At 42.3% G+C, this 20,374-nt stretch carries 18 protein-coding genes and 2 tRNA genes; 14 read left to right on the forward strand and 6 right to left on the reverse strand.

All coding sequences use genetic code 11. From position 1 onward, the window contains the following. Positions 1 to 30: 30 nt before the first annotated feature. From thrS to rplT, 4 genes are all read left to right on the forward strand, one after another. Positions 31 to 1,989, forward strand: coding sequence for a threonine--tRNA ligase (gene thrS / locus IE164_RS09755; protein ID WP_189630026.1), 1,959 nt, complete (start codon positions 31 to 33; stop codon positions 1,987 to 1,989). Between the two features lie 88 nt (positions 1,990 to 2,077). Further along, a complete protein-coding gene (gene infC, locus IE164_RS09760) occupies positions 2,078 to 2,629 on the forward strand; it encodes a translation initiation factor IF-3 (protein ID WP_189630027.1) in 552 nt (183 codons plus the stop codon). 19 nt (positions 2,630 to 2,648) lie between these two features. Beyond that, positions 2,649 to 2,843 (forward strand): 50S ribosomal protein L35, encoded by a 195-nt coding sequence (gene rpmI / locus IE164_RS09765; protein WP_189630028.1) that lies wholly within the window; start codon positions 2,649 to 2,651, stop codon positions 2,841 to 2,843. 82 nt (positions 2,844 to 2,925) lie between these two features. Then, on the forward strand, positions 2,926 to 3,270 hold the full coding sequence (gene rplT, locus IE164_RS09770) for a 50S ribosomal protein L20 (protein WP_189630029.1): 345 nt from the start codon (positions 2,926 to 2,928) through the stop codon (positions 3,268 to 3,270). Between the two features lie 49 nt (positions 3,271 to 3,319). On the opposite strand, the gene IE164_RS09775 is transcribed toward rplT, so the two are convergent. Continuing rightward, on the reverse strand, positions 3,320 to 3,748 hold the full coding sequence (locus tag IE164_RS09775; protein WP_189630030.1) for a hypothetical protein: 429 nt from the start codon (positions 3,746 to 3,748) through the stop codon (positions 3,320 to 3,322). 115 nt (positions 3,749 to 3,863) lie between these two features. Continuing rightward, positions 3,864 to 3,940, reverse strand: a tRNA-Met gene (locus tag IE164_RS09780). A 206-nt stretch (positions 3,941 to 4,146) separates the two neighbouring features. Here IE164_RS09780 and IE164_RS09785 point away from each other — a divergent pair. The 7 genes from IE164_RS09785 to bshB1 all read left to right on the forward strand — a co-directional run bounded on the left by IE164_RS09785 (position 4,147) and on the right by bshB1 (position 11,736). Further along, entirely contained in the window at positions 4,147 to 4,542 is a 396-nt protein-coding gene (locus IE164_RS09785; RefSeq protein ID WP_189630031.1) for an START-like domain-containing protein, read from the forward strand. Between the two features lie 70 nt (positions 4,543 to 4,612). Further along, positions 4,613 to 6,364, forward strand: coding sequence for an LptF/LptG family permease (locus tag IE164_RS09790; protein WP_189630032.1), 1,752 nt, complete (start codon positions 4,613 to 4,615; stop codon positions 6,362 to 6,364). 71 nt (positions 6,365 to 6,435) lie between these two features. Next, complete coding sequence (gene rpsO, locus IE164_RS09795; RefSeq protein ID WP_189630033.1) at positions 6,436 to 6,711, forward strand: 30S ribosomal protein S15; 276 nt, start codon at positions 6,436 to 6,438, stop codon at positions 6,709 to 6,711. Between the two features lie 98 nt (positions 6,712 to 6,809). Then, on the forward strand, positions 6,810 to 8,948 hold the full coding sequence (pnp, locus tag IE164_RS09800; RefSeq protein ID WP_189630034.1) for a polyribonucleotide nucleotidyltransferase: 2,139 nt from the start codon (positions 6,810 to 6,812) through the stop codon (positions 8,946 to 8,948). Positions 8,949 to 9,036: 88 nt separating this feature from the next. Next, complete coding sequence (locus tag IE164_RS09805) at positions 9,037 to 9,900, forward strand: sigma-70 family RNA polymerase sigma factor (protein WP_189630035.1); 864 nt, start codon at positions 9,037 to 9,039, stop codon at positions 9,898 to 9,900. Between the two features lie 126 nt (positions 9,901 to 10,026). After that, a complete protein-coding gene (gene trxB, locus IE164_RS09810; RefSeq protein WP_189630036.1) occupies positions 10,027 to 10,992 on the forward strand; it encodes a thioredoxin-disulfide reductase in 966 nt (321 codons plus the stop codon). A gap of 27 nt (positions 10,993 to 11,019) precedes the next feature. After that, positions 11,020 to 11,736: a bacillithiol biosynthesis deacetylase BshB1 gene (gene bshB1 / locus IE164_RS09815; protein ID WP_189630037.1), complete on the forward strand. Its 717-nt coding sequence runs from the start codon at positions 11,020 to 11,022 to the stop codon at positions 11,734 to 11,736. Between the two features lie 156 nt (positions 11,737 to 11,892). Here the strand turns inward: bshB1 and pdxH are convergent, their stop codons facing one another. Next, on the reverse strand, positions 11,893 to 12,537 hold the full coding sequence (gene pdxH, locus IE164_RS09820) for a pyridoxamine 5'-phosphate oxidase (RefSeq protein WP_189630038.1): 645 nt from the start codon (positions 12,535 to 12,537) through the stop codon (positions 11,893 to 11,895). Positions 12,538 to 12,638: 101 nt separating this feature from the next. On the opposite strand from pdxH, the gene IE164_RS09825 reads away from it, so the two are divergent. The 3 genes from IE164_RS09825 to IE164_RS09835 all read left to right on the forward strand — a co-directional run bounded on the left by IE164_RS09825 (position 12,639) and on the right by IE164_RS09835 (position 15,462). Next, positions 12,639 to 13,214: a YqgE/AlgH family protein gene (locus IE164_RS09825; protein WP_189630039.1), complete on the forward strand. Its 576-nt coding sequence runs from the start codon at positions 12,639 to 12,641 to the stop codon at positions 13,212 to 13,214. Between the two features lie 57 nt (positions 13,215 to 13,271). Continuing rightward, on the forward strand, positions 13,272 to 15,284 hold the full coding sequence (locus IE164_RS09830; protein ID WP_189630040.1) for a DUF349 domain-containing protein: 2,013 nt from the start codon (positions 13,272 to 13,274) through the stop codon (positions 15,282 to 15,284). A 105-nt stretch (positions 15,285 to 15,389) separates the two neighbouring features. Then, positions 15,390 to 15,462, forward strand: a tRNA-Thr gene (locus tag IE164_RS09835). A gap of 264 nt (positions 15,463 to 15,726) precedes the next feature. Here the strand turns inward: IE164_RS09835 and IE164_RS09840 are convergent. From IE164_RS09840 to IE164_RS09850, 3 genes are all read right to left on the reverse strand, one after another. After that, positions 15,727 to 18,771, reverse strand: a complete 3,045-nt coding sequence (locus IE164_RS09840) for an efflux RND transporter permease subunit (RefSeq protein ID WP_189630041.1) — start codon at positions 18,769 to 18,771, stop codon at positions 15,727 to 15,729. An 8-nt stretch (positions 18,772 to 18,779) separates the two neighbouring features. Next, positions 18,780 to 19,835, reverse strand: coding sequence for an efflux RND transporter periplasmic adaptor subunit (locus IE164_RS09845; protein WP_189630042.1), 1,056 nt, complete (start codon positions 19,833 to 19,835; stop codon positions 18,780 to 18,782). Positions 19,836 to 20,060: 225 nt separating this feature from the next. Beyond that, on the reverse strand, positions 20,061 to 20,374 hold a 314-nt coding region (locus IE164_RS09850; protein ID WP_189630043.1), incomplete at its 5' end, for a hypothetical protein.

Below are 20,374 nucleotides of genomic sequence, written 5' to 3' on the forward strand. Positions count from 1 at the left end.
GATGGTTTGTAGCATCAGAAAACGATTAAAATGAGCAATCAAGAGATCAAAATCACACTACCCGATGGCAGCGAGAAAGTATTCTCCAATGGGGCCACTGCCATGGATGTTGCCCTGAGTATTAGCGAAGGCCTGGCCAGAAACGTATTGGCTGCCGAAGTAAACGGAGAGGTATGGGATGCCAACCGCCCAATTACCCAAGATGCCACGGTTAAACTTCTTACCTGGAACGATGAAGATGGAAAGGCTACTTTCTGGCACTCTTCGGCTCACCTGATGGCCGAAGCACTGGAAGCGCTATATCCGGGGATAAAATTCGGAATAGGTCCGGCCATTGAGAATGGCTACTACTATGATGTAGACTTTGGCGATAAAGAATTTGATGCCAGCGAGCTGGAGCAAATTGAAAAGAAAATGCTCGAGTTGGCGCGCGAAAAAAATAATTATGAAAGAAAGGAAGTAGCCAAACAAGATGCCATCGCCTACTTTAAAGAGAAGGGTGATGAATATAAGTTAGAACTTCTTGATGGGCTTGAAGATGGCTCCATCACTTTTTATACCCAAGGAAATTTTACCGACCTGTGTCGTGGTCCTCACATACCCAATACCGGGTTTATAAAAGCTGTAAAGCTTCTCAATGTGGCCGGAGCTTATTGGCGTGGCGATGAAAAAAGAAAGCAGCTTACCCGAATTTACGGTATAACCTTCCCTAAACAGAAAGAGCTTTCCGAGTTTCTTCATAACCTGGAAGAAGCCAAAAAGAGAGATCATAGAAAACTGGGGAAAGAATTAGAGCTTTTTACATTTTCCGAAAAAGTAGGAATGGGCTTGCCGCTTTGGTTGCCCAAAGGTACCAGGCTTAGAGAGCGACTGGAAGGTTTTATGCGTAAGGCTCAGGTAAAGGCCGGCTACGACCCTGTGGTTACACCTCATATTGGACACAAGAATTTATATGTGACTTCAGGCCATTACGAGAAGTACGGAGAAGATTCGTTCAAACCCATACAAACACCCAATGAAGGGGAGGAGTTTTTACTAAAACCCATGAACTGCCCCCACCATTGCGAAATTTACAACTCCAAACCTCGCTCTTATAAAGATTTACCTCTTCGATTAGCCGAGTTTGGTACAGTGTATCGCTACGAACAAAGTGGAGAGCTTCATGGGCTTACGCGTGTAAGAGGGTTTACGCAAGACGATGCGCACATTTTCTGTAGGCCCGACCAGGTGAAAGATGAATTTAAAAAGGTTATAGACCTGGTGCTTTACGTATTTTCTTCACTTGGTTTCGAAGATTATGTAGCTCAAATAAGTTTAAGAGATCCGGAAAATAAGCAAAAATACATTGGCGAGGACCATTTATGGGAACAAGCCGAAGCCGCTATTCAAGAAGCAGCCGTAGAAAAAGGATTAAAAACCGTGACTGAATTGGGTGAGGCTGCATTCTACGGCCCTAAGCTCGATTTTATGGTGAAAGATGCTCTGGGCCGAAAATGGCAGCTTGGAACCATTCAGGTAGACTATACGCTGCCCGAACGGTTCAAACTAGAGTACACCGGGTCAGACAATCAAAAGCACAGACCGGTAATGATTCACCGTGCACCGTTTGGTTCGCTTGAGCGCTTCGTAGCCGTGTTAATTGAACATTGTGCCGGAGAGTTTCCGTTATGGCTCACTCCAGATCAGGTAGCTATTCTGCCTATTTCCGAAAAATATGCCGACTATGCACAAGAAGTATATACTGCGCTGGAGGCAGCCGATATTACCGGATTTATAGATCACAGAGACGAAAAAATAGGTAGGAAAATCAGAGATGCCGAAGTAAAGAAAATCCCTATTATGCTTATTGTGGGAGAAAAAGAAGCAGCCGAAGGTCAGGTTTCTGTCAGAAAACACGGGCAGGGAGATCAAGGGAGTATGTCGGTAGATGATTTTATTGTTTATTTTAACAAAGAGAAAAGTGCATCTTTAGGTACTGTTCCAGTATAATATCGTCTGGAGTAGTTGTTGATTATTAGAAAATAATACCGATATTTGCAGTCATTTTTAACAAAACAAGGAGGTTACAATCGCTAAAATGAGAAGGAACTACCCGCAAAGAGGCAGGGTAGAAGAACCGTACAAGGTCAATGAAAGAATTTCGGCACCCGAAGTAAGGGTAGTCGGTGAAAACGTAGAGCAGGGGATTTTTCCATTAAAACAGGCTTTACAGATGGCTGCAGAGCAAAGCCTTGACCTTGTGGAGATTTCTCCTACAGCGAAACCGCCCGTGTGTAAAATAATTGATTACTCTAAGTTCAAGTACGAGCAAAAGAAGAAGCAAAAGGAGATAAAAGCCAAAGCTTCCAAAACAGTAATCAAGGAAATTAGATTTGGACCCAATACCGATGATCACGATTTTGAGTTCAAACTAAAGCACGCAATTAACTTTCTTAAAGAAGGGGCAAAGGTGAAAGCCTATGTACACTTTAAAGGAAGGACAATTGTATACAAAGAAAGAGGCGAGATTTTGCTCTTGAAATTCGCCCAGGCTTTGGAAGAGTACGCCAAAGTAGAACAGTTGCCAAAACTAGAAGGAAAAAGAATGTTCTTGTTTTTGGCACCTAAGAGCGCAGGAAAGAAAAGTTAGTAAAACTAATATTTATAAAATGCCTAAAGTAAAAACTAAATCTGGAGCGAAAAAGCGTTTCAAGTTGACAGGAACCGGCAAAATCAAAAGAAAGCACGCTTTCAAAAGCCACATCCTGACTAAAAAAGAAACGAAGCAGAAGCGTAATTTGACTCACATGGGCTTGGTACACAAGTCTGATGAGGCAAACGTGAAGCACATGCTCAACATCTAAAAAAACCTTAAGGTTTAATGTTTAACCGGAGTTTTGGTATTAAGTTCTCTCTGAGACGCCAAAAATCAAAAACAACAAAAAAATGCCAAGATCAGTAAATACTGTAGCGTCTAGAGCGCGAAGAAAAAGAGTTCTGAAATTAGCCAAGGGCTATTGGGGACGTAGAAAAAATGTTTGGACTGTAGCTAAAAATGCAGTTGAAAAAGGTCTCACTTATTCTTACAGAGACAGAAAAGCCAAGAAGAGAGAATTCAGAAAACTTTGGATTCAGAGAATCAATGCCGGTGCCAGAGAGCATGGTATGTCTTACTCTCAACTAATGGGTAAAATTGGTAAGTCTGGAATTGAATTGAACAGAAAGGTTCTTGCCGACTTAGCGATGAATCATCCGGAAGCTTTCAAAGCAGTAGTAGATAAGGTAAAGTAAATTACCATTCAGATAATATATGCAAGCCCCTGCCGAAAGGTTGGGGCTTTTATTTTAGATAGAGTTTAGTGGAATGTAAAAAGACGACTTTGGTAGATCCGTTTTCTTTAACTACTAATGCACTTTCTAACCACGATCTGTCCGGTGGAATGATTCCCTGATTGAAATAACTAATGTGGCCGGTATTGTCAATTATGGTTATTCGTTCCTCATTTACAGACCACTTTCGGCCCAGCGTAGCCGACATTAATGCCAACAGACTGTCAGTATTCCAAATCTCGTCATGTTCAAACATATAGAAGTCTTTGCTAAGGGTTTGCTTTAGTAGTAGACTGTCGCCATTAGCCAAGGCTTCAAAGAATTGCTCAATGCAGGTAGTCACTTCTTTCTCGCTAATAGCTGCATTTTTGGGCGTATGATTAACGTCACAGGCTAGCAGTAATAGTAGAATGAGTGATGATAGGGTAGTCTTTTTCATAAAGTTCAATATGGCGAAAAATGCCAATTATAGAATCCATTCTATTAGTAGGGAATGTGGTTTTAGAACAGAAAGATTGTAAGAAACAAAAAAAGCAGCTCAATGAGCTGCTTTCTGGTAGCGAGGACGGGAGTTGAACCCGTGACCTCAGGGTTATGAATCCTGCGCTCTAACCAACTGAGCTACCTCGCCAGATTCCTTGAAATTATCCGAAGGGATTAGCCTTCGGTTTACTCAATTTTAGGATACCAAAATAGCCTTTTCGCTTACGGGCTTGCTAAAATTGAGGTGCAAAGGTAATTATCTAAACTTGATTATTACAACCTGTTTCCACACTTTTTTTTGTTTGTCGAAATGGTAATTAAGTTCTATATTACCCAACTTCATTTTTTCAGCCTATGGGAAAGTTAAAGTTCGTGACGGAGTTTGAGGTGAACGCTTCTCAAAAGATGCTCTTCCCTTACCTTAGTACGGCCAGTGGCCTTGCTCAATGGTTTGCAGACGATGTGAACATTAATGAAGACAAGGTCTACAGTTTTTTGTGGGATGGTGAGGAGCATAAAGCACGAAAAGTTTCCCAGCGTACCAATCATTCGGTCAAATTTGAGTTTCTCCCCGAAACTGAGGAAGACGAAGACGACCCCAATTATCTTGAGCTGAAACTCGATGTAAATGAGCTTACCCAAACCGTATTTTTACAGATTACCGACTACTCTGATTTAGACGATGAAGAAGAGCAGCAGGATCTTTGGGAAAACCTTGTATACTCACTAAAAGAACTCATTGGAGGTTAAGCTAACACCGGCTTGCATTTACTAGCTAAAGGCATGATCTTTGAGGCCTAACCGGGGCAAATTAGGCTGCATGAAGAAAATAGATAGGTTGGTATTCGGATCCTTTATAGGACCTTTTTTGCTCACCCTTATTGTTGTTGATTTTATCCTCCTGCTGGTTACCCTGTTGAAATACTTCGACCAAATTATGGGCAAGGGGTTAAGTGCTTCTGTCTTTGCTGAGCTCATTACCTATTTTTCGATATCCAGTTCCCCCGATGCATTCCCTCTGGCCATTTTGTTAAGCTCAATAATGACCTTTGGTAATTTGGGAGAACACTCTGAGTTAACCGCAGTGAAGAGCTCCGGAATATCTTTGGTAAGAGCGTTGCTGCCCATTTTTATTTTTGTGCTGGGCCTCACCGGTTTTACCTATTACTCCAACACCCAACTTGTACCTAAAACCAACCTCAAAACCTACAGCTTGTTATGGGATATGCGAACCAAAAAACCTGCCCTTGATATCAAGGAAGGTGTTTTTTACGATGGTATACCGGGCTACAGTATCAAGGTGAATCAAAAAATAGGCGATGAGCAATTAAAAGATATTATCATTTACGATCATACTTCCAATAGCTCTCAAGGGAATAAGAAGGTAATTCTGGCCGACTCCGGCCGGATGTATTCCTTTATGAATCAACGCTATCTGGCTTTAGAACTCTACGATGGAAAGCGCTACGAGGAGAATATGAACGAAACCCGGGATGACAAAGAAAAAGGGGGGCAGTTTATTAGAGATACTTTTTCTAAGAGCATTATCCGCTTCGATCTGTCATCGTTCGATATGGGCGATACCGATGAAAAATTATTCAGAAGGAGTCGTCTGGTGCAAACCCGCCAAGAGCTAATAGAAGGTATAGACTCCATGCAGCGTGATATACTTTCTAAAGAAGCACAGATATTTACCCAGGTAAGTTCCAATGGTTTCAGGTTTCATTTGGCTCGCGACCTTGATGTTCCTGAAGAGATTGCCAAACCTAAGGCATATTACGATTCGCTGTATAATCTTGAAAAAGCCAAAAAGAAGTCAAAGGCAGATGATATGGTAACCCCCGATAGTGTGATGGGGCGCAGCAAGCCGGAAGAACGATTGGTAAACGGTGATGCAAAGATAGGTGAGACCGATACTCAAGCTGAAGACGATTTGGAAGAGCAGTTAGAGTCTGCTCGTTCCAGGGGAGAGCAATATGCCCGGCAACAAGAGTCAGCGATAAGTAAAAAAAATAAAGTTTATACAGAAGAGCAGATAGATAAGACCTTAGAACGGCTGAAGGAATATTATGAACCGTCTAAGGCTAATCCCGACAACTTACGAATTACCACGGCCATTAATTATAGCGTTAACAATACCAGAACGGCCAGAAATATTCTTAACAGCCGAATTACAACGCTGAAGAATGTGCAGAGAGATCAACGTAAGTTTAGAGTCACCAAGAACCAACAGATAGCCAGGTCAATGGCTTGTCTTATAATGTTTCTTATTGGTGCTCCCATTGGGGCCATTATTAAGAAAGGAGGATTGGGGCTGCCGGTTATTGTTTCAGTTATTTTCTTTTTGGTTTACTACGTTTTAAATACCACCGGAGACAAGTGGGGAAAAGAAGGTGTGTTAGATCCGGTTGTAGCAGTGTGGATGTCCAATGCTGTTTTACTACCCATAGGCTTGTTCTTTTTACGACAGGCCAGAAACGACTCTCGTCTCTTCGAAGTAGATGCCTATCTCAATGCCTGGGAAAAGGTTAAGAAATTCTTTTGGAGAAAGAATCGATCAGAAGAAGTCTAAGGTTTGTTAATTACCCTTCGAATTCATACCTTTGCGGCTGTTTTAATTATAAAAATCAAATTTAGCTAAGCATGTATTTATCAAGCGAAAAGAAACAAGAGTTGTTTGAGAATCATGGTCGGTTAAAGTCAAAAGGTGATACAGGGTCTCCTGAGTCACAGATTGCACTTTTTACCTACCGAATCAATCACCTTACAGAACACTTAAAAGTTAACAAGAAAGATCACTCTTCTCGATTGGGTCTTTTGAAACTGGTAGGTAAAAGAAGAAGATTGCTCGACTATTTGTACAACAGAGACATTGAGCGTTACAGAGCAATCATTAAGGAATTGAACCTTAGAAAGTAAAATATTAAAGAAGGGAGTTCTTAGGAATTCCCTTTTTTCCTTTTATATTTTATTGCAGGATGAACATACTTCCTGCTTTCTTATTTTAAAATCTATATATGTCGAAAATTGTAACTAAGTCCATCAAAATGCCCGATGGCGCGGAAATCACAATCGAAACGGGTAAACTAGCAAAACAAGCAGACGGTTCAGTAGTGGTAAGAATGGGCAACACCATGTTGCTCGCTACAGTGGTGTCAGCTACTGAAGCCAAAGAAGACACAGACTTTCTCCCTCTTTCTGTAGACTATCAGGAAAAATTTGCTAGCTCAGGTAAAATTCCTGGCGGTTTTTTAAAGAGAGAAGGTAAACTTTCAGATCATGAGGTGCTAATTAGCCGATTGGTCGATAGAGCCTTAAGACCTCTATTCCCAGATGATTATCATGCCGATACGCAAGTGATGATCTCTATGATTTCTCACGATGAGAATGTAATGCCGGATTCTCTGGCAGCATTGGCAGCTTCTGCTGCTCTTTCTGTTTCAGATATTCCTTTCAACGGACCTATTTCTGAGGTTCGCGTGATTAAATATGAAGGTGAGTTTTTGGTAAACCCTAATAAGGAAAAAGCCAAAGCTGCCGAGTTAGATATTATTGTTGCTGCCGACCTCAAAAACATAATGATGGTTGAGGGCGAGATGAAAGAGGTTTCAGAAGCAGATTTGCTCGAGGCCATGAAAGTAGCCCACGATGCCATTAAGTTGCAGTGTCAGGCACAGATTGAATTGGCCCAAGAAGTTGGGTCTACTCAAAAAAGAGAATATTCTCATGAAAAGTCAGATCCGGAGCTTTGGGCTAAAATGGAATCTGAACTATATGATAAGTTATATGCTGTTGTTTCTAAGCAAACAGCCGATAAATCGGTTAGAAGCAACGATGTAAAAGCCATCAAAGAAGCTTTTGTTGAGTCACTTCCTGAAGATCATGAATACGACTCATTCCTTATAAGCCAATATTTTAAGAAGCTTCATAAAAGAGCTGCCAGAACCTTTGTGCTCAATGAGAGAAAGCGACTGGATGGAAGAGACTTTACGGAAGTAAGGCCAATTACCTGTGAGGTAGACTATTTGCCTTCAGCTCATGGTTCGGCTGTGTTTACACGAGGAGAAACTCAATCATTGACATCGTGTACCCTAGGTACTAAACTAGATGAGCAAATGATTGATGGTGCTACTGAGTCGGGTTATAACAAGTTCATACTGCACTATAACTTCCCAGGTTTTTCAACCGGAGAAGTTCGTCCCAACAGAGGACCTGGCAGAAGAGAAGTAGGGCATGGTAACCTAGCCATGAGAGCACTAAAACAAGTGCTTCCGGCCGAAGATACTAACCCTTACACCATACGTTTGGTCTCAGACATTTTAGAATCTAACGGTTCTTCTTCTATGGCCACCGTTTGTGCAGGCTCTTTGGCACTTATGGACACTGGTGTTAAAATCTCTGCTCCAGTTTCGGGTATAGCCATGGGAATGATTTCAGATGCTGAAACCGGAAAATACGCCATTCTTTCTGACATCTTAGGCGATGAAGATCACCTGGGAGACATGGACTTTAAAGTTACCGGAACGGCTAAAGGAATTACTGCTTGTCAGATGGACATCAAGGTTGATGGCCTTTCTTACCAAGTACTGGAAGAAGCGCTTGAGCAGGCAAAACAAGGAAGACTCCATATTCTCAATGTAATGAATGAGGTGATTTCTGAGCCAAGAGCCGACTTCAAACCTCATGTGCCTAGAAGCGAGAAGTTCAATATTCCTAAAGACCAGATTGGTGCTGTTATTGGTCCTGGTGGTAAGGTAATTCAGGAAATACAGAAAGAAACCGGAGCAACCATTAATATCGAAGAGGTGGCCGATAGCGGTGTTGTTACTGTTTTTGCAGTGAACAAAGAGGCTATGCAGGCGGCTGTTAAGCGAATTAAGGCTATAGTAGCTGTTCCTGAAGTAGGCGAAGTTTACGAAGGTAAGGTGAAGTCTATAATGCCATTTGGAGCATTTGTAGAGTTCATGCCTGGTAAAGACGGATTGCTACACATTTCGGAAATAAAATGGGAACGACTGGAAAAAATGGAAGGCGTTCTTGAAGTAGGTGAGGAAGTAACCGTAAAACTCATTGGAATAGACAAAAAGACGGGCAAGTTCAGACTGTCCAGAAAAGTTTTATTACCAAAACCAGAGCATAAGAACGAACAGAATTAGTATCTGCCACGTTGTTATGAGTGGAACTTTTCATAATTTACGAGTTGTTCCAAATTGTTTAAAGACAGGAAGAAAAGCATTTATTTGAATGAGACAGCTTAAGATTAGTAAGCAGATTACCAATAGAGAGTCGCAATCTCTCGATAAGTATTTACAGGAAATTGGTAAGGTAGACCTTCTTACTCCCGATGAAGAGGTAGATTTGGCCAAGAGAATCCGAGAAGGAGATCAACTGGCCTTGGAGAAGCTTACCAAAGCCAACCTGAGATTTGTGGTATCTGTGGCTAAACAATATCAAAATCAGGGCTTGTCGTTGGGAGATTTGATTAACGAAGGAAACCTTGGGTTGATCAAAGCAGCTCAGCGTTTTGATGAAACCAGAGGTTTTAAGTTCATTTCTTATGCCGTTTGGTGGATCAGACAGTCCATTCTACAAGCTCTGGCGGAACAGTCCAGAATTGTACGACTCCCGTTGAACAGGGTAGGTTCATTGAATAAAATTTCAAAGACCTTCTCTGAACTTGAGCAAAAATTTGAAAGAGAGCCATCGCCCGATGAATTGGCCGAAGTATTGGAAGTAACCACCAATGAAGTTGTGGATACTATGAAGATTTCGGGTAGACACGTGTCTATGGATGCTCCATTTGTTCAGGGAGAAGAAAATAGCTTGCTGGATGTACTTGAAAATGACATGGAGGAAAAACCAGACACTGGTCTGATGAATGACTCCCTGAGAAGAGAGGTACAACGAGCACTTTCTACCCTAACCCAACGAGAGGCCGATGTGATTACGCTATATTTTGGTCTGAATGGAGAGCATTCCATGACTCTGGAAGAGATTGGCGAAAAATTCAATCTGACCCGCGAGCGTGTAAGGCAAATCAAAGAAAAGGCCATCAGAAGGTTAAGACATACTTCGCGCAGCAAGGCGTTGAAGCCTTATCTGGGCTAATCGATAGTATTAGAAAAAAAAGAAAAGGTGTCCTAAAAAGACACCTTTTTTTGTGTGTCCACATTGGGAACAATTGCTTTGCTTAAAACTGTTAAAGGCTTAGTTTTGACAAAATTTGAGAAGGAGATGACGAAAGAAAACGTAAAAGTGCTGATTATTGGATCTGGCCCTGCCGGATATACTGCCGCTATTTATGCCTCTAGAGCCGGTTTAAACCCTGTTTTGTATACAGGAGGAGAGCCTGGAGGACAGCTAACGACTACCAACGATGTTGAGAACTTTCCGGGGTACCCCGATGGTGTAAACGGTCCGCAAATGATGGTAGATCTTCAAAAGCAGGCAGAGCGATTCGGTACTCAAGTGCGTTACGGAGTTGTCACAAAAGTAGACTTCTCGTCATATCCTCATACCGTTTGGGTAGACGATAAGCATGAAGTAACGGCCGAGGCTGTGATTATTTCAACAGGTGCCAGTGCCAAATACCTTGGTTTAGAGTCTGAGAAAACATTTGCCAACAAAGGAGTATCGGCTTGTGCCGTTTGTGATGGCTTCTTCTACAGAGGTAAAAATGTGGCCGTAGTTGGCGGTGGTGATACTGCTGCTGAAGAAGCTACTTATTTGGCTAACCTTTGTCCTAAAGTATACCTTCTGGTTCGAAGAGACGAAATGAGAGCGTCCACCATTATGCAGGAGAGAGTGAAAAACACTCCTAACATAGAAATCTTATGGAATACAGAAGCCGAAGAGGTTTTGGGAGATGATAGCGGTGTAACGGGGGTTAGGGTAATAAATAATGAAACCGGAGAGAAACGAGAGTTGGAGATTAGTGGTTTCTTTGTTGCTATAGGCCATAAACCCAATACAGATATTTTCAAAGACTATCTTGAGATGGATGAAACCGGATATCTCATTGTACAACCCGGTAGTACCAAAACCAATGTAGAAGGGGTTTTTGCTACGGGCGATGCAGCCGATAGAATTTATCGTCAGGCCGTAACAGCTGCAGGTACCGGTTGTATGGGGGCATTAGATGCTGAGCGATTTCTCGCAGAAAAGGAGTTTGAAAAAGAATCAGAAAAGGAGATGGCTTAATCTCCCTTTTTTCACTAATCAATAGTAATGAAATTAGATATTCTGGCGTTGGCCGCCCACCCTGATGATGTAGAACTTTCGTGTGCTGGAACCCTCGTAAAGGCGGTTTCGATGGGGAAGAAGGCTGGGATTGTCGACTTTACTCAAGGAGAATTGGGCACGCGGGGAACTCCTGAAATACGAATGCAGGAAGCCCAAGCCTCGGCAAAAATCATGGGGCTTTCCGCACGGGAAAATCTAGGCTTTCGTGATGGTTTCTTTACCAACGATGAAGCACATCAGCTTGAAGTCATAAAAATGATCAGAAAGTACAGGCCAGAGATTGTACTGGCTAATGCCATTAGTGATAGGCACAGCGATCATGGAAGAGCTTCTGAGTTGGCTCGTGAGGCCTGTTTTTTAGCCGGGCTTACCATGATAAAAACGGAACACGAGGGGCAAAAACAAGAAGCCTGGCGGCCCAAAACCGTATATCACTACATTCAGAGTATCCCTCATGATCCCGATATAATTGTTGATGTCTCTTCGGCCTGGTCAACCAAGCTAGCAGCAATAAAGGCATTCAAATCGCAGTTTCACGATCCTGAATCCAAAGAACCGGCTACCTATATTTCCTCTCCGGAATTTTTAAACATGATTGAGGCCAGAGGTATTCATTATGGCCATGAAATAGGAGTGAAATACGGTGAAGGCTTTACTGTAGAAAGAACTCCCGGTGTAAGCTCAATCTTCGACCTCGTTTAGAAGAACCACTGTAGACGGTTTGCGCTGCAATGCTGCCCATCGTCACGAGTTTAGAGTTCATTAAGGGGTGGCCTTCATTATTCCAAGATACTTCCACAGGCTTCTGAGCGTAGCTAGGGGTTGAACTCAAATCGAATGGCAAAACAGTTACGGCAATCAAGGCGAAAGCCGACTAATTTTCCAGTGGCCTTTGGCTTGTTTTTCATAAAGCAGCCGATCGTGCAATCGGTTTTGCCTTCCCTGCCAAAACTCAAATGAAGTAGGTTCAATACGGTAGCCTCCCCAAAAATCGGGCAAAGGCACTTTTCCCTCTTTAAACTTTTGTTTCATTTCTGCCAGTTTCATTTCGAGTATAGAACGCGAACTAATGACCTGACTTTGTTGAGAAACCCAGGCTCCCAACTGGCTGCCATGAGGCCGACTGGTAAAGTATTTTAATGACTCTTTGGCCGAAACCTTTTTGGCGACTCCCTGAATGAAAACCTGCCGCTCCATGGCGTACCAGGGAAATAACACACTTACCTGATTGTTCTTTTCAATATGGCGCGCCTTTCTACTTTTATAGTTGGTGTAAAAGACCAAACCGCTATGATCCAGGGCTTTCATAAGAACGGTGCGCTGAAAAGGCCTGTTCATTTCATCTACTGTACTCAACACCATGGCGTTAGGTTCCAGCAATTCTCCTGACTGCGCTTCTCCAAACCATTTTTCGAACTGTACAAAGGGGCTTTCGTTGGCCGATTCTACATCGAGAGCAGCTTTGGTATATTCCTGTCGGAGATCAGCAATGGATTTGGTCATAAGCAGTTTTTTTATTCAGGTAACAAATTTAAGCACTAAAGTTTTTCCTTTTCGTTAGGCAAAGTAAAGATGCATTTATAATTTCCATTCAAATCGATTATATGTTTGAATACGACAAAAATATTCCGGACCCGGAGCGAGGAGACTTTCTAATCTCAGAGCCATTTTTGAACGATCCAAACTTTGAGCGAACGGTAATTTTGGTTTGTGAACATTCAGAAGAAGGTACCTTTGGTTTGGTACTCAACAAAATGAGCGACCTTACATTAAGCGATGTAATGGATGAGTCGATTAATTTTAACGGTTACCTCAATATTGGTGGGCCGGTAGAACAAAACACACTACATTTCGTCCACAGGTTAGCCGATCAGATTCCGGGATCCATTGCCTTAGGAGAGGATTTGCATTGGAGTGGAGATTTCGAGCACATTAAATTCATGCTCAATTCTGGGCTGCTAAAAGAAGACGACATACAGTTTTACTTAGGTTATTCCGGTTGGGGCTCAGGACAGCTGAGGGAGGAACTCGATAGACAGTCTTGGTTTGTGAGAAAGAAAGCAACTGCCCGGGAAGTGTTCGACCTGGAGTCCGACATTCTTTGGAAGTCCATTTTGAAGCAAATGGGGGGGAAATATAAGGTGTTTTCAAATTACCCGGTAGACCCACGTTTAAATTGATTCTTTTACTAAATTTGGTTTCGTAACGGTGCGGTGCAAACCGATAGATCTAAAGATATGAGCGAAGAAAAGAACATGCAGCAGGGAGATCAGGAGGAGAAAAACGATCTGACTGAAAATCAACAGGAAACTACTCAGCAGGCAACAGCTGAAAATTCTATACAACAACCGGAAGAGGCCATAACCGAAGGCGCTGAAGAACCGAAAAACAGTTCGGAAGAAGATAGCCTGAAGGGGCAAGAGGAAGAGAAGGAAAAACTGACCGGACAGACTGAACAGAACACTGGCGAGAAAAAACTCGAAAGTGAAGACGATCTGCACAACGACTCTGAAGAGGATGAGGAGGAAGATCATGAGGAAGAACTCCCGGATTATTCTGAATACAGCAGAGAACAGTTGGTAGAGGTTATAGAAGAACTTGCTCAGCAAGATACGTTCAAACGATCGGATCGTATTTTAGCCGAAATCGTACCTATCTTCGAAGATCTTGAACAAGGCCTTAGACAGGAGGCCCTTAACAAGTACCTTGCTGAGGGAGGAGAAGAAGATAGCTTTGAGTTCCGTCACGATGAACTGTTCAATCGGTTTGATGCCAGCCACCGTTTAATTCGCGATAGAAAGCATAATTACTACAAAGAGAAAGAAGCTGCCAGAACACGTAACCTGGCAAAAAAAGAAGAGCTTCTCGATCAGTTGAGAGAGTTGGTCGATGGTGAGTCGGCCACTACCAGCATTAAACCTATAAAAGATATTCAGGAAGCCTGGAAACAGGTGGGGCCTGTTCCGCCTCAGCACAATAAAACTCTATGGGCCAATTATAACGCTCTGCTGGATCGCTTCTTTAATAACCGTCATATTCTTTTTGAACTCAAAGAGTTAGACCGAAAGAAAAACCTGGAGGCCAAAACAGAGCTTTGCGAAAAGGCTGAGGCTCTGGATAAGCTCACTAACATTAAAGATGCGGTAATTCAACTCAACGAATTGCACGAGGAGTACAAGCACATTGGTCCGGTACCAAAAGAAGTACAAGAAGAGCTTTGGCAACGGTTTAAAAATGCTTCGGACAAAATATACAAGAAGCGCAAGGAGTACCTGGAAGAGCTCAAGTCTGACCTCAAAGAAAACTTGGAGAAGAAGGAAGCTCTTGTAAAAGAGTTAGAACCTTTTACTGAGTTTACATCAGACAGAATAAATGCCTGGAATGCCAAAACCAAAGAGATTTTGGCTATTCAGAAGAAGTGGGATGCCATTGGTGGTGTTCCCCGCGACAAGGCCAAAGAGGTAAATAAAGGCTTTTGGGGTAATTTTAAGGCATTCTTTGCCAATAAGAATGAGTTCTTTAAGCAGTTAGAAGGTCAGCGTAAGGAGAATCTGGAGAAGAAAGAGGCGCTGGTAGCCGAGGCGGAAGCTTTGCAAGAAAGTCATGAATGGGAGCAGACAGCCGAAAAATTGAAAGACTTGCAGCGCAGATGGAAGGAAATAGGCCCTGTGCCTGAAAAGAAAAGGAACGAGGTTTATGAGCGTTTCAAAAAGGCTTGCGATACTTTCTTTAACAACAGGCGGTCGCATCAGAATAAGGCTGAAGCCAAGTTTGTAGAAAACCAAAAGGCAAAAGAGGAAATAATAAATCAGCTTAATACGAAAGCCAAGTCCGGAGAGGCTTCTGAAGATGAGCTAATGGAACTTGTAGAGCAGTTCAATCAGATAGGCTTTGTGCCGAGAAATGCTATTAAAACTATTGAGGGACAATTCTCTGAGGCACTGGAAAACTATGTGGCGCAACTGGGTCTTGAAGAGAATGAAGCTGAGTCGCTTATTATTAGGGCCGAAATGTCTGGCCTGCAAAGTGGCCCGGGTGGCAACAGGAGACTGAATAAAAAAGAAGCGGCATTGAGAAGAAAGATAGGCGAGCTGGAAGACAACATTGCCTTATGGAGAAACAACCTATCGTTTTTTGCTAACAGTAAGACTGCGGATAAGCTGAAGGGTGAGTTTGATGAGAAGATCGATAAGGCAGTAGAAGAGGTGAGGGAGTTAAAGAAGCAATTGCGCATTCTTAGAAGTCTCTGATAATCAAGTACAACCAAAATTGTTGATAATTTTGATGTTTCAGGCTTTGCATAATTAATAGTCGCTTCTATCTTTGCACTCGCTTTGAACGAAAAGCAAAAAGAAGCCTCCTTAGCTCAGCTGGTAGAGCAACTGACTTGTAATCAGTAGGTCGCTGGTTCGATCCCGGCAGGGGGCTCTTGAAAACCAAAGGGTTACAGTTTGAAAAAGCTGTAACCTTTTTTTATTACGTTCATTTTTGTAACCTGTGACTCACTAAGCCTAATAAGGTGTCTATACCCCCAAAGTTCCTTTCCTAATACTGTGAGGGGAAGAGGTTAGCTGTCTTGGTTTTCATAGACTATTATTGGTGGCACCATCCCAAGCAGTCTGACCGATTGGAGACGGAGTATAGCTCTCTCATACCCAACCATCCTTTAGCAGGGAGGGGGAAGAGGAGGTTCTAAGCCTTCTTTTTGCTAATAAACCAGTAGGCTAGAGGCACAAAAAAGAGTGCCGTAAATGTTCCGATTGTGAGCCCACCAATGACGGCAAATACCAGAGGTCGTTGCAGGTCTGCACCAATACCTGAGGAAAAAACCACTGGCAGAAGTGCCAAAATGGTGGTAATCGAAGTCATGAGTATGGGTTTTAATCGTATTTCACCCGTCTTGGCTATAGCCATGGCAAGTTGTTCTTTATAGGCTGATCGGTGTGTTTTGTCAATTTGCCTTACCAATCGGTTGATGGTGTCTATCTTGAGTATGGCATCGTTTACCATAATTCCCAGCATAACGATTATTCCAATGGCCGACATAACGTTGAGGCTACCTCCGCTAAACTGCAGAATGAGCAGGGCCCCTAAAATACCCAGTGGTAATGTGAAAATTACGATCATTGGCTGTACCAGTGACTCAAATTGAGCCGCCAAAATAAAGTAAAGAAGGGCTACAGAAATTAATAACACAAAAACGAGCTGCCGTAAATTTTCAAGGTCTTCAAAGTAAGTGCCATCAAAGTCCAGCATCAACCCAGATTCAGCGGCCTTTTCCGGAAGTTGGTTCATAAGCTTTTGAATATCTTGTTCTGATAGTTCTTCCCATTCCATGGATTGATAGACGCCCGTTCTATCGGCTGTTATGTTTTTTTCTGTACTGGTAAACGAGAGTTGTACGAATTCGCTGAGTGGATACTCCTGGTTCATTTTGCCGCGTACGGTAGCTTGTGATAATTGACTTCTTAAGTCGGCCTTCGGGCGTTGTACACGCACGGGAATTACTTCGCCAAAGCGTCTGATTTCAGTAACCAGATAACCGTCTAGCGCTTTGCTAAGTACATTCTTTACCTCGTTTTCGCTGATGCCATATGCAGATAGTTTCTGACTATTTATGGTGGCTTCCAGAGCATCTTCGTAGATGAACCCTTTGCCTTGCAATGGCGCTGTTTCTACCAGTTTGTTTACTTCATTTTCCAGTTCGGTATAGGCCGAATGATCCAGTAATTCGTCATTCTGAAGAGTTTTCCACTTGGCTGTAAAATAGAAACCTTCCTTATTGAATATTTGATCGAAAGCGTTGGGTGCATCCTGAATAGTTATGCTGGCCTGCGGGTGCCTGGTTTGCAGGTAGTTTAGCAGCCACAACTCCCCTTGGCGTTTTTCTTCGGCCGAAGGAAAGTTGAAATAAATATCGGCCTGTTCAATACTTCCTTCATCCACGGACAGAATAAACTGTTTCAGTCCAATGTCTGATTCAGTGATGGCCTCAATATTCATTTCTTCAAGCAAGGCTTTTATTCTTTGCATACTTGTAGCCGCATCAATAGGCTCGTTCCAACTTAACTGTAGAAGTGTTTCTGTTTTTTCAATTTCAGGTAATCCTTTTTTGTCGATGAAGTTAACCATCCAGTAGCAACCAGGGATGAGTAGCAGCAGTAGAAGAAAGCTCACTATTCTAAATCGCCAGAGGGCTCGGTAAATCAGTTTGTATACCTTTAATATTCCTCTGAATATAAAGCTGTCTTCTTTTATAGTTCCCTTGTGGTGTTGAAAAAACATGCGGTATAGTAGGGGAAGCAGTACAAAGGCAACCATTAGCGAGGTACCTAAAATTATGGCCACCGAAACGGCCTGGTCGTAAAAAAGTGCTCCCGATAGCCCATTCAAAAAGACAAGAGGTATAAAAACGGCCAGGGTGGTTAATACCGAACTGATTAGAGGGGCCATAACTTCGTTAACACCGGTTATGCAGGCGTCAATAAGTGAGTGACCCTCTTTTCTTTTGCGGGTAATATTATCAATAACAATTATGGCATTGTCGATGAGCATTCCCAGTCCAAGGGCCAGGCCACTTAATGAAATAATATTGATGCTTAAACCGGCCGCGCGAAACAGTAAAAAACTGATGACTAGGGACACAGGAAGTGTAATGCCCATTATAATGGGCATTCTAACATTGCCCATAAATAGAAAAAGAACGGCAAAGGCAAAAATACCACCATATACAAGACTGGTTTTCAGGTTGTTTATACCTGCATTTAGCAAGTTACTTTGATCCTGAGTCATGTGAAAACTCACTTTCGGATAGTCCTTTTTAAACTGTTCTACTGCCTCGTAAACCAAAGGAACCAACTCGGTCATTTTAGCACTATTTTGTTTGTGAATGGTAATGACCAAGCCTTCTTCTTTGCCGAACAGGTGATAGCCCAATACTTTTTCGGGTTGGTAAGCTACGGTAGCCACACGGTGCAAAGGCACAATGTCACCCTTTGAATTAATCAATGGGAGGTTCTTAATTTCTTCTAAGTTGCCAAGCCGGTTGGCCATGCGCACGAAGTAGCGATACTGCCCATCTTTAATAGATAGTTGACCTAACTCTTGATTGGCACTTTGTAAAACTTGTCCAATTTGCTCTTCGGGAATCGTAAGGGCCTGTAGTTTGGCCCGGTCTGGCATAATGGCTATGAACTCATCGCGAAACCCATTGATGTCTACAATAGAAACTCCTGAAAGTTGTTCAATCCGTTTTTTCAGTACTCTTTCGGCCAACTTAGATACTTCGATGAAGTCGGATGGGGATTTGGGTATAAGCTGAAGTCTGATTATGGGGATGTCGGAGGTATTGATACGGATAATTCTAGGCCTGTCCATACCTCTGGGAAGAGTCTCCTGCAATCGGTCTATCTTTTCATTGATTTCTATATAGGCAAGATCCATGCGGGTACCGTAGTTGAACTCAAGCCTTATGAGTCCGGTTTCACTGCCTGCCGTACTTTCAATGGACTTTAAGTTGTTGAGCGAGTTGAGTTCTGACCGGATGGGACGTAAGACACTGTTTTCGATAATTCGGGAAGGAGTATTTGGGTAGTCTGCTTTAATGACAACCGAGGGTACTTCTATATTGGGTAGTAGGGAAACGGGGAGTTGGCGAATGGCCAATACACTAAAGAAAAGTATACCAATAAAGGACAAAAATACCGCAATGGGCCTGTTAATGAGGAACTTTACCATGGGTTTGCTTAGTTCGTTTGTCCGTTCATCTGGGCTTTCACTACTCTTGCCTCATGAGCCAATTGGATATTGTTGGTAATAATAACCTCATCGCCACTGTTTATACCACTGGTTATTTCAATATCTACTCCATTGTCTTTGCCTACTTCAACATATTTCCATTGCGCAAGCCCATCTACCATCGTAAACACTACCGGGCGACCTGACTTTATTACTACGGCTTCGCGCGGAACCAAAACTGATTCTGATTGTGGGGCACGAATAACCGCTTGAGCATTCATCCCGGGCAATAAACCTTGGGCGTCTGATAGCAAGAGTTTTACCTCGACCATTCCTTTCTCGTCTACTTTAGGGTTTATTTCTATGAGAGTACCTTCATACAGTTTGTCGGGGAAGGCAAGGGGATAAATATCGGCCTTAAGGCCTAGTTTTATACTGCCATAATCAGACTCTAAGATATTAGCAGTCAGTACCATTTGGTTGGGTGTGTATACTACACAAAGGTCTTTTCCTGCAGAAATAATGTTGCCTTGCTTTTCCTCAAGACCTGCAATAACCCCAGCAATAGGAGCTTTAACCAGCGTTTTTTCCAGATTGAGCTGGGCTTCTTGCAAGTTGAGCCGGGCATCTTTTAATCCGGATGCCAGCTGTAGGGTTTGAATGGCTTCTTCGGTTATTCTTGTTCGGCCGAGGGAGTCAGATCGGTATTGTATTAAGGCCTTTTCAAGGGCTAACTTCGCTTTTTCTAAAGCAAATTTTTCATTGGTGTTTTGCAGTTCAGCCAAAACCTGTCCGGCTCTTACTTCCTGGCCATTTTTGATGTTGAGTTTTTCCAGATAGCCCGAGCCCTGAAAAGTTATCTTCAGTTCGTTGGCTGATGCCAGTTGTCCTGAAGCATTGATGCGGTATTCGAAAGTGCCGAACCGGGCACGGGCGGTGACTACCTCTGTAGGTTTTACTTGTGACCGTAGCGCTTCAGTATTTGGTTCTTCAATTTTTTGCGATTGCTTCTGGCAGCTATAAAGAGTAAAGAAAAAAAGTACTCCAAGTATTGTGTTTTTCATTAGGCTAAAAATAGTTTCAAATTATCTAAACTAGAAACTATTTAAGGGGAAGTTTTGAGGGTGGAGTATACTCATGATTTGCTCCCTAAGTTTAATAGATGAGTTATCTTCTAGTTTTAAATGGACGAACTCTGGGGAAGCTTACATTTTTAAGTAAGGCTACCATAATGGGAGGTTACAATATCATTAACAAAAGTATTCACTGCAAGACAGGGCTAGTAGGGACTATTTTTTAAAAAAACCAGAAATAAGTATGGGGTTTTTATTATTCGATAATAACAGACTCTCTAGTTCTTTGAATTCTTGCTCAAGCTCATCTGATGATTTTAAATAAGCTTTATATTGTAGGAGAATCTCATCGTTCAAAATTGTGATGAACTCATTGTCAGAGACCTGAACTCCATTCAGATTGAAGAATTTAAAATCATTATTCTTTTTCAGCTTTTTACCAATTTGATAATCTTTAGACTGTAAGTTTATGTCTATAAATCGTATCTCATTTTTCTGTAAAAAAGTATAACCAATATGTCCTTGTCTTT

It is taken from the genome of Roseivirga thermotolerans, from assembly GCF_014653175.1.
GTDB lineage: Bacteria > Bacteroidota > Bacteroidia > Cytophagales > Cyclobacteriaceae > Roseivirga > Roseivirga thermotolerans.

Bases quoted from the DNA above. Each gene is read 5' to 3' on its own strand.
- thrS (WP_189630026.1), top strand. From the start codon at position 31: ATGAGCAATCAAGAGATCAAAATCACACTACCCGATGGCAGCGAGAAA.
- infC (WP_189630027.1), top strand. From the start codon at position 2,078: ATGAGAAGGAACTACCCGCAAAGAGGCAGGGTAGAAGAACCGTACAAG.
- rpmI (WP_189630028.1), top strand. From the start codon at position 2,649: ATGCCTAAAGTAAAAACTAAATCTGGAGCGAAAAAGCGTTTCAAGTTG.
- rplT (WP_189630029.1), top strand. From the start codon at position 2,926: ATGCCAAGATCAGTAAATACTGTAGCGTCTAGAGCGCGAAGAAAAAGA.
- IE164_RS09775 (WP_189630030.1), bottom strand. From the start codon at position 3,748: ATGAAAAAGACTACCCTATCATCACTCATTCTACTATTACTGCTAGCC.
- IE164_RS09785 (WP_189630031.1), top strand. From the start codon at position 4,147: ATGGGAAAGTTAAAGTTCGTGACGGAGTTTGAGGTGAACGCTTCTCAA.
- IE164_RS09790 (WP_189630032.1), top strand. From the start codon at position 4,613: ATGAAGAAAATAGATAGGTTGGTATTCGGATCCTTTATAGGACCTTTT.
- rpsO (WP_189630033.1), top strand. From the start codon at position 6,436: ATGTATTTATCAAGCGAAAAGAAACAAGAGTTGTTTGAGAATCATGGT.
- pnp (WP_189630034.1), top strand. From the start codon at position 6,810: ATGTCGAAAATTGTAACTAAGTCCATCAAAATGCCCGATGGCGCGGAA.
- IE164_RS09805 (WP_189630035.1), top strand. From the start codon at position 9,037: ATGAGACAGCTTAAGATTAGTAAGCAGATTACCAATAGAGAGTCGCAA.
- trxB (WP_189630036.1), top strand. From the start codon at position 10,027: ATGACGAAAGAAAACGTAAAAGTGCTGATTATTGGATCTGGCCCTGCC.
- bshB1 (WP_189630037.1), top strand. From the start codon at position 11,020: ATGAAATTAGATATTCTGGCGTTGGCCGCCCACCCTGATGATGTAGAA.
- pdxH (WP_189630038.1), bottom strand. From the start codon at position 12,537: ATGACCAAATCCATTGCTGATCTCCGACAGGAATATACCAAAGCTGCT.
- IE164_RS09825 (WP_189630039.1), top strand. From the start codon at position 12,639: ATGTTTGAATACGACAAAAATATTCCGGACCCGGAGCGAGGAGACTTT.
- IE164_RS09830 (WP_189630040.1), top strand. From the start codon at position 13,272: ATGAGCGAAGAAAAGAACATGCAGCAGGGAGATCAGGAGGAGAAAAAC.
- IE164_RS09840 (WP_189630041.1), bottom strand. From the start codon at position 18,771: ATGGTAAAGTTCCTCATTAACAGGCCCATTGCGGTATTTTTGTCCTTT.
- IE164_RS09845 (WP_189630042.1), bottom strand. From the start codon at position 19,835: ATGAAAAACACAATACTTGGAGTACTTTTTTTCTTTACTCTTTATAGC.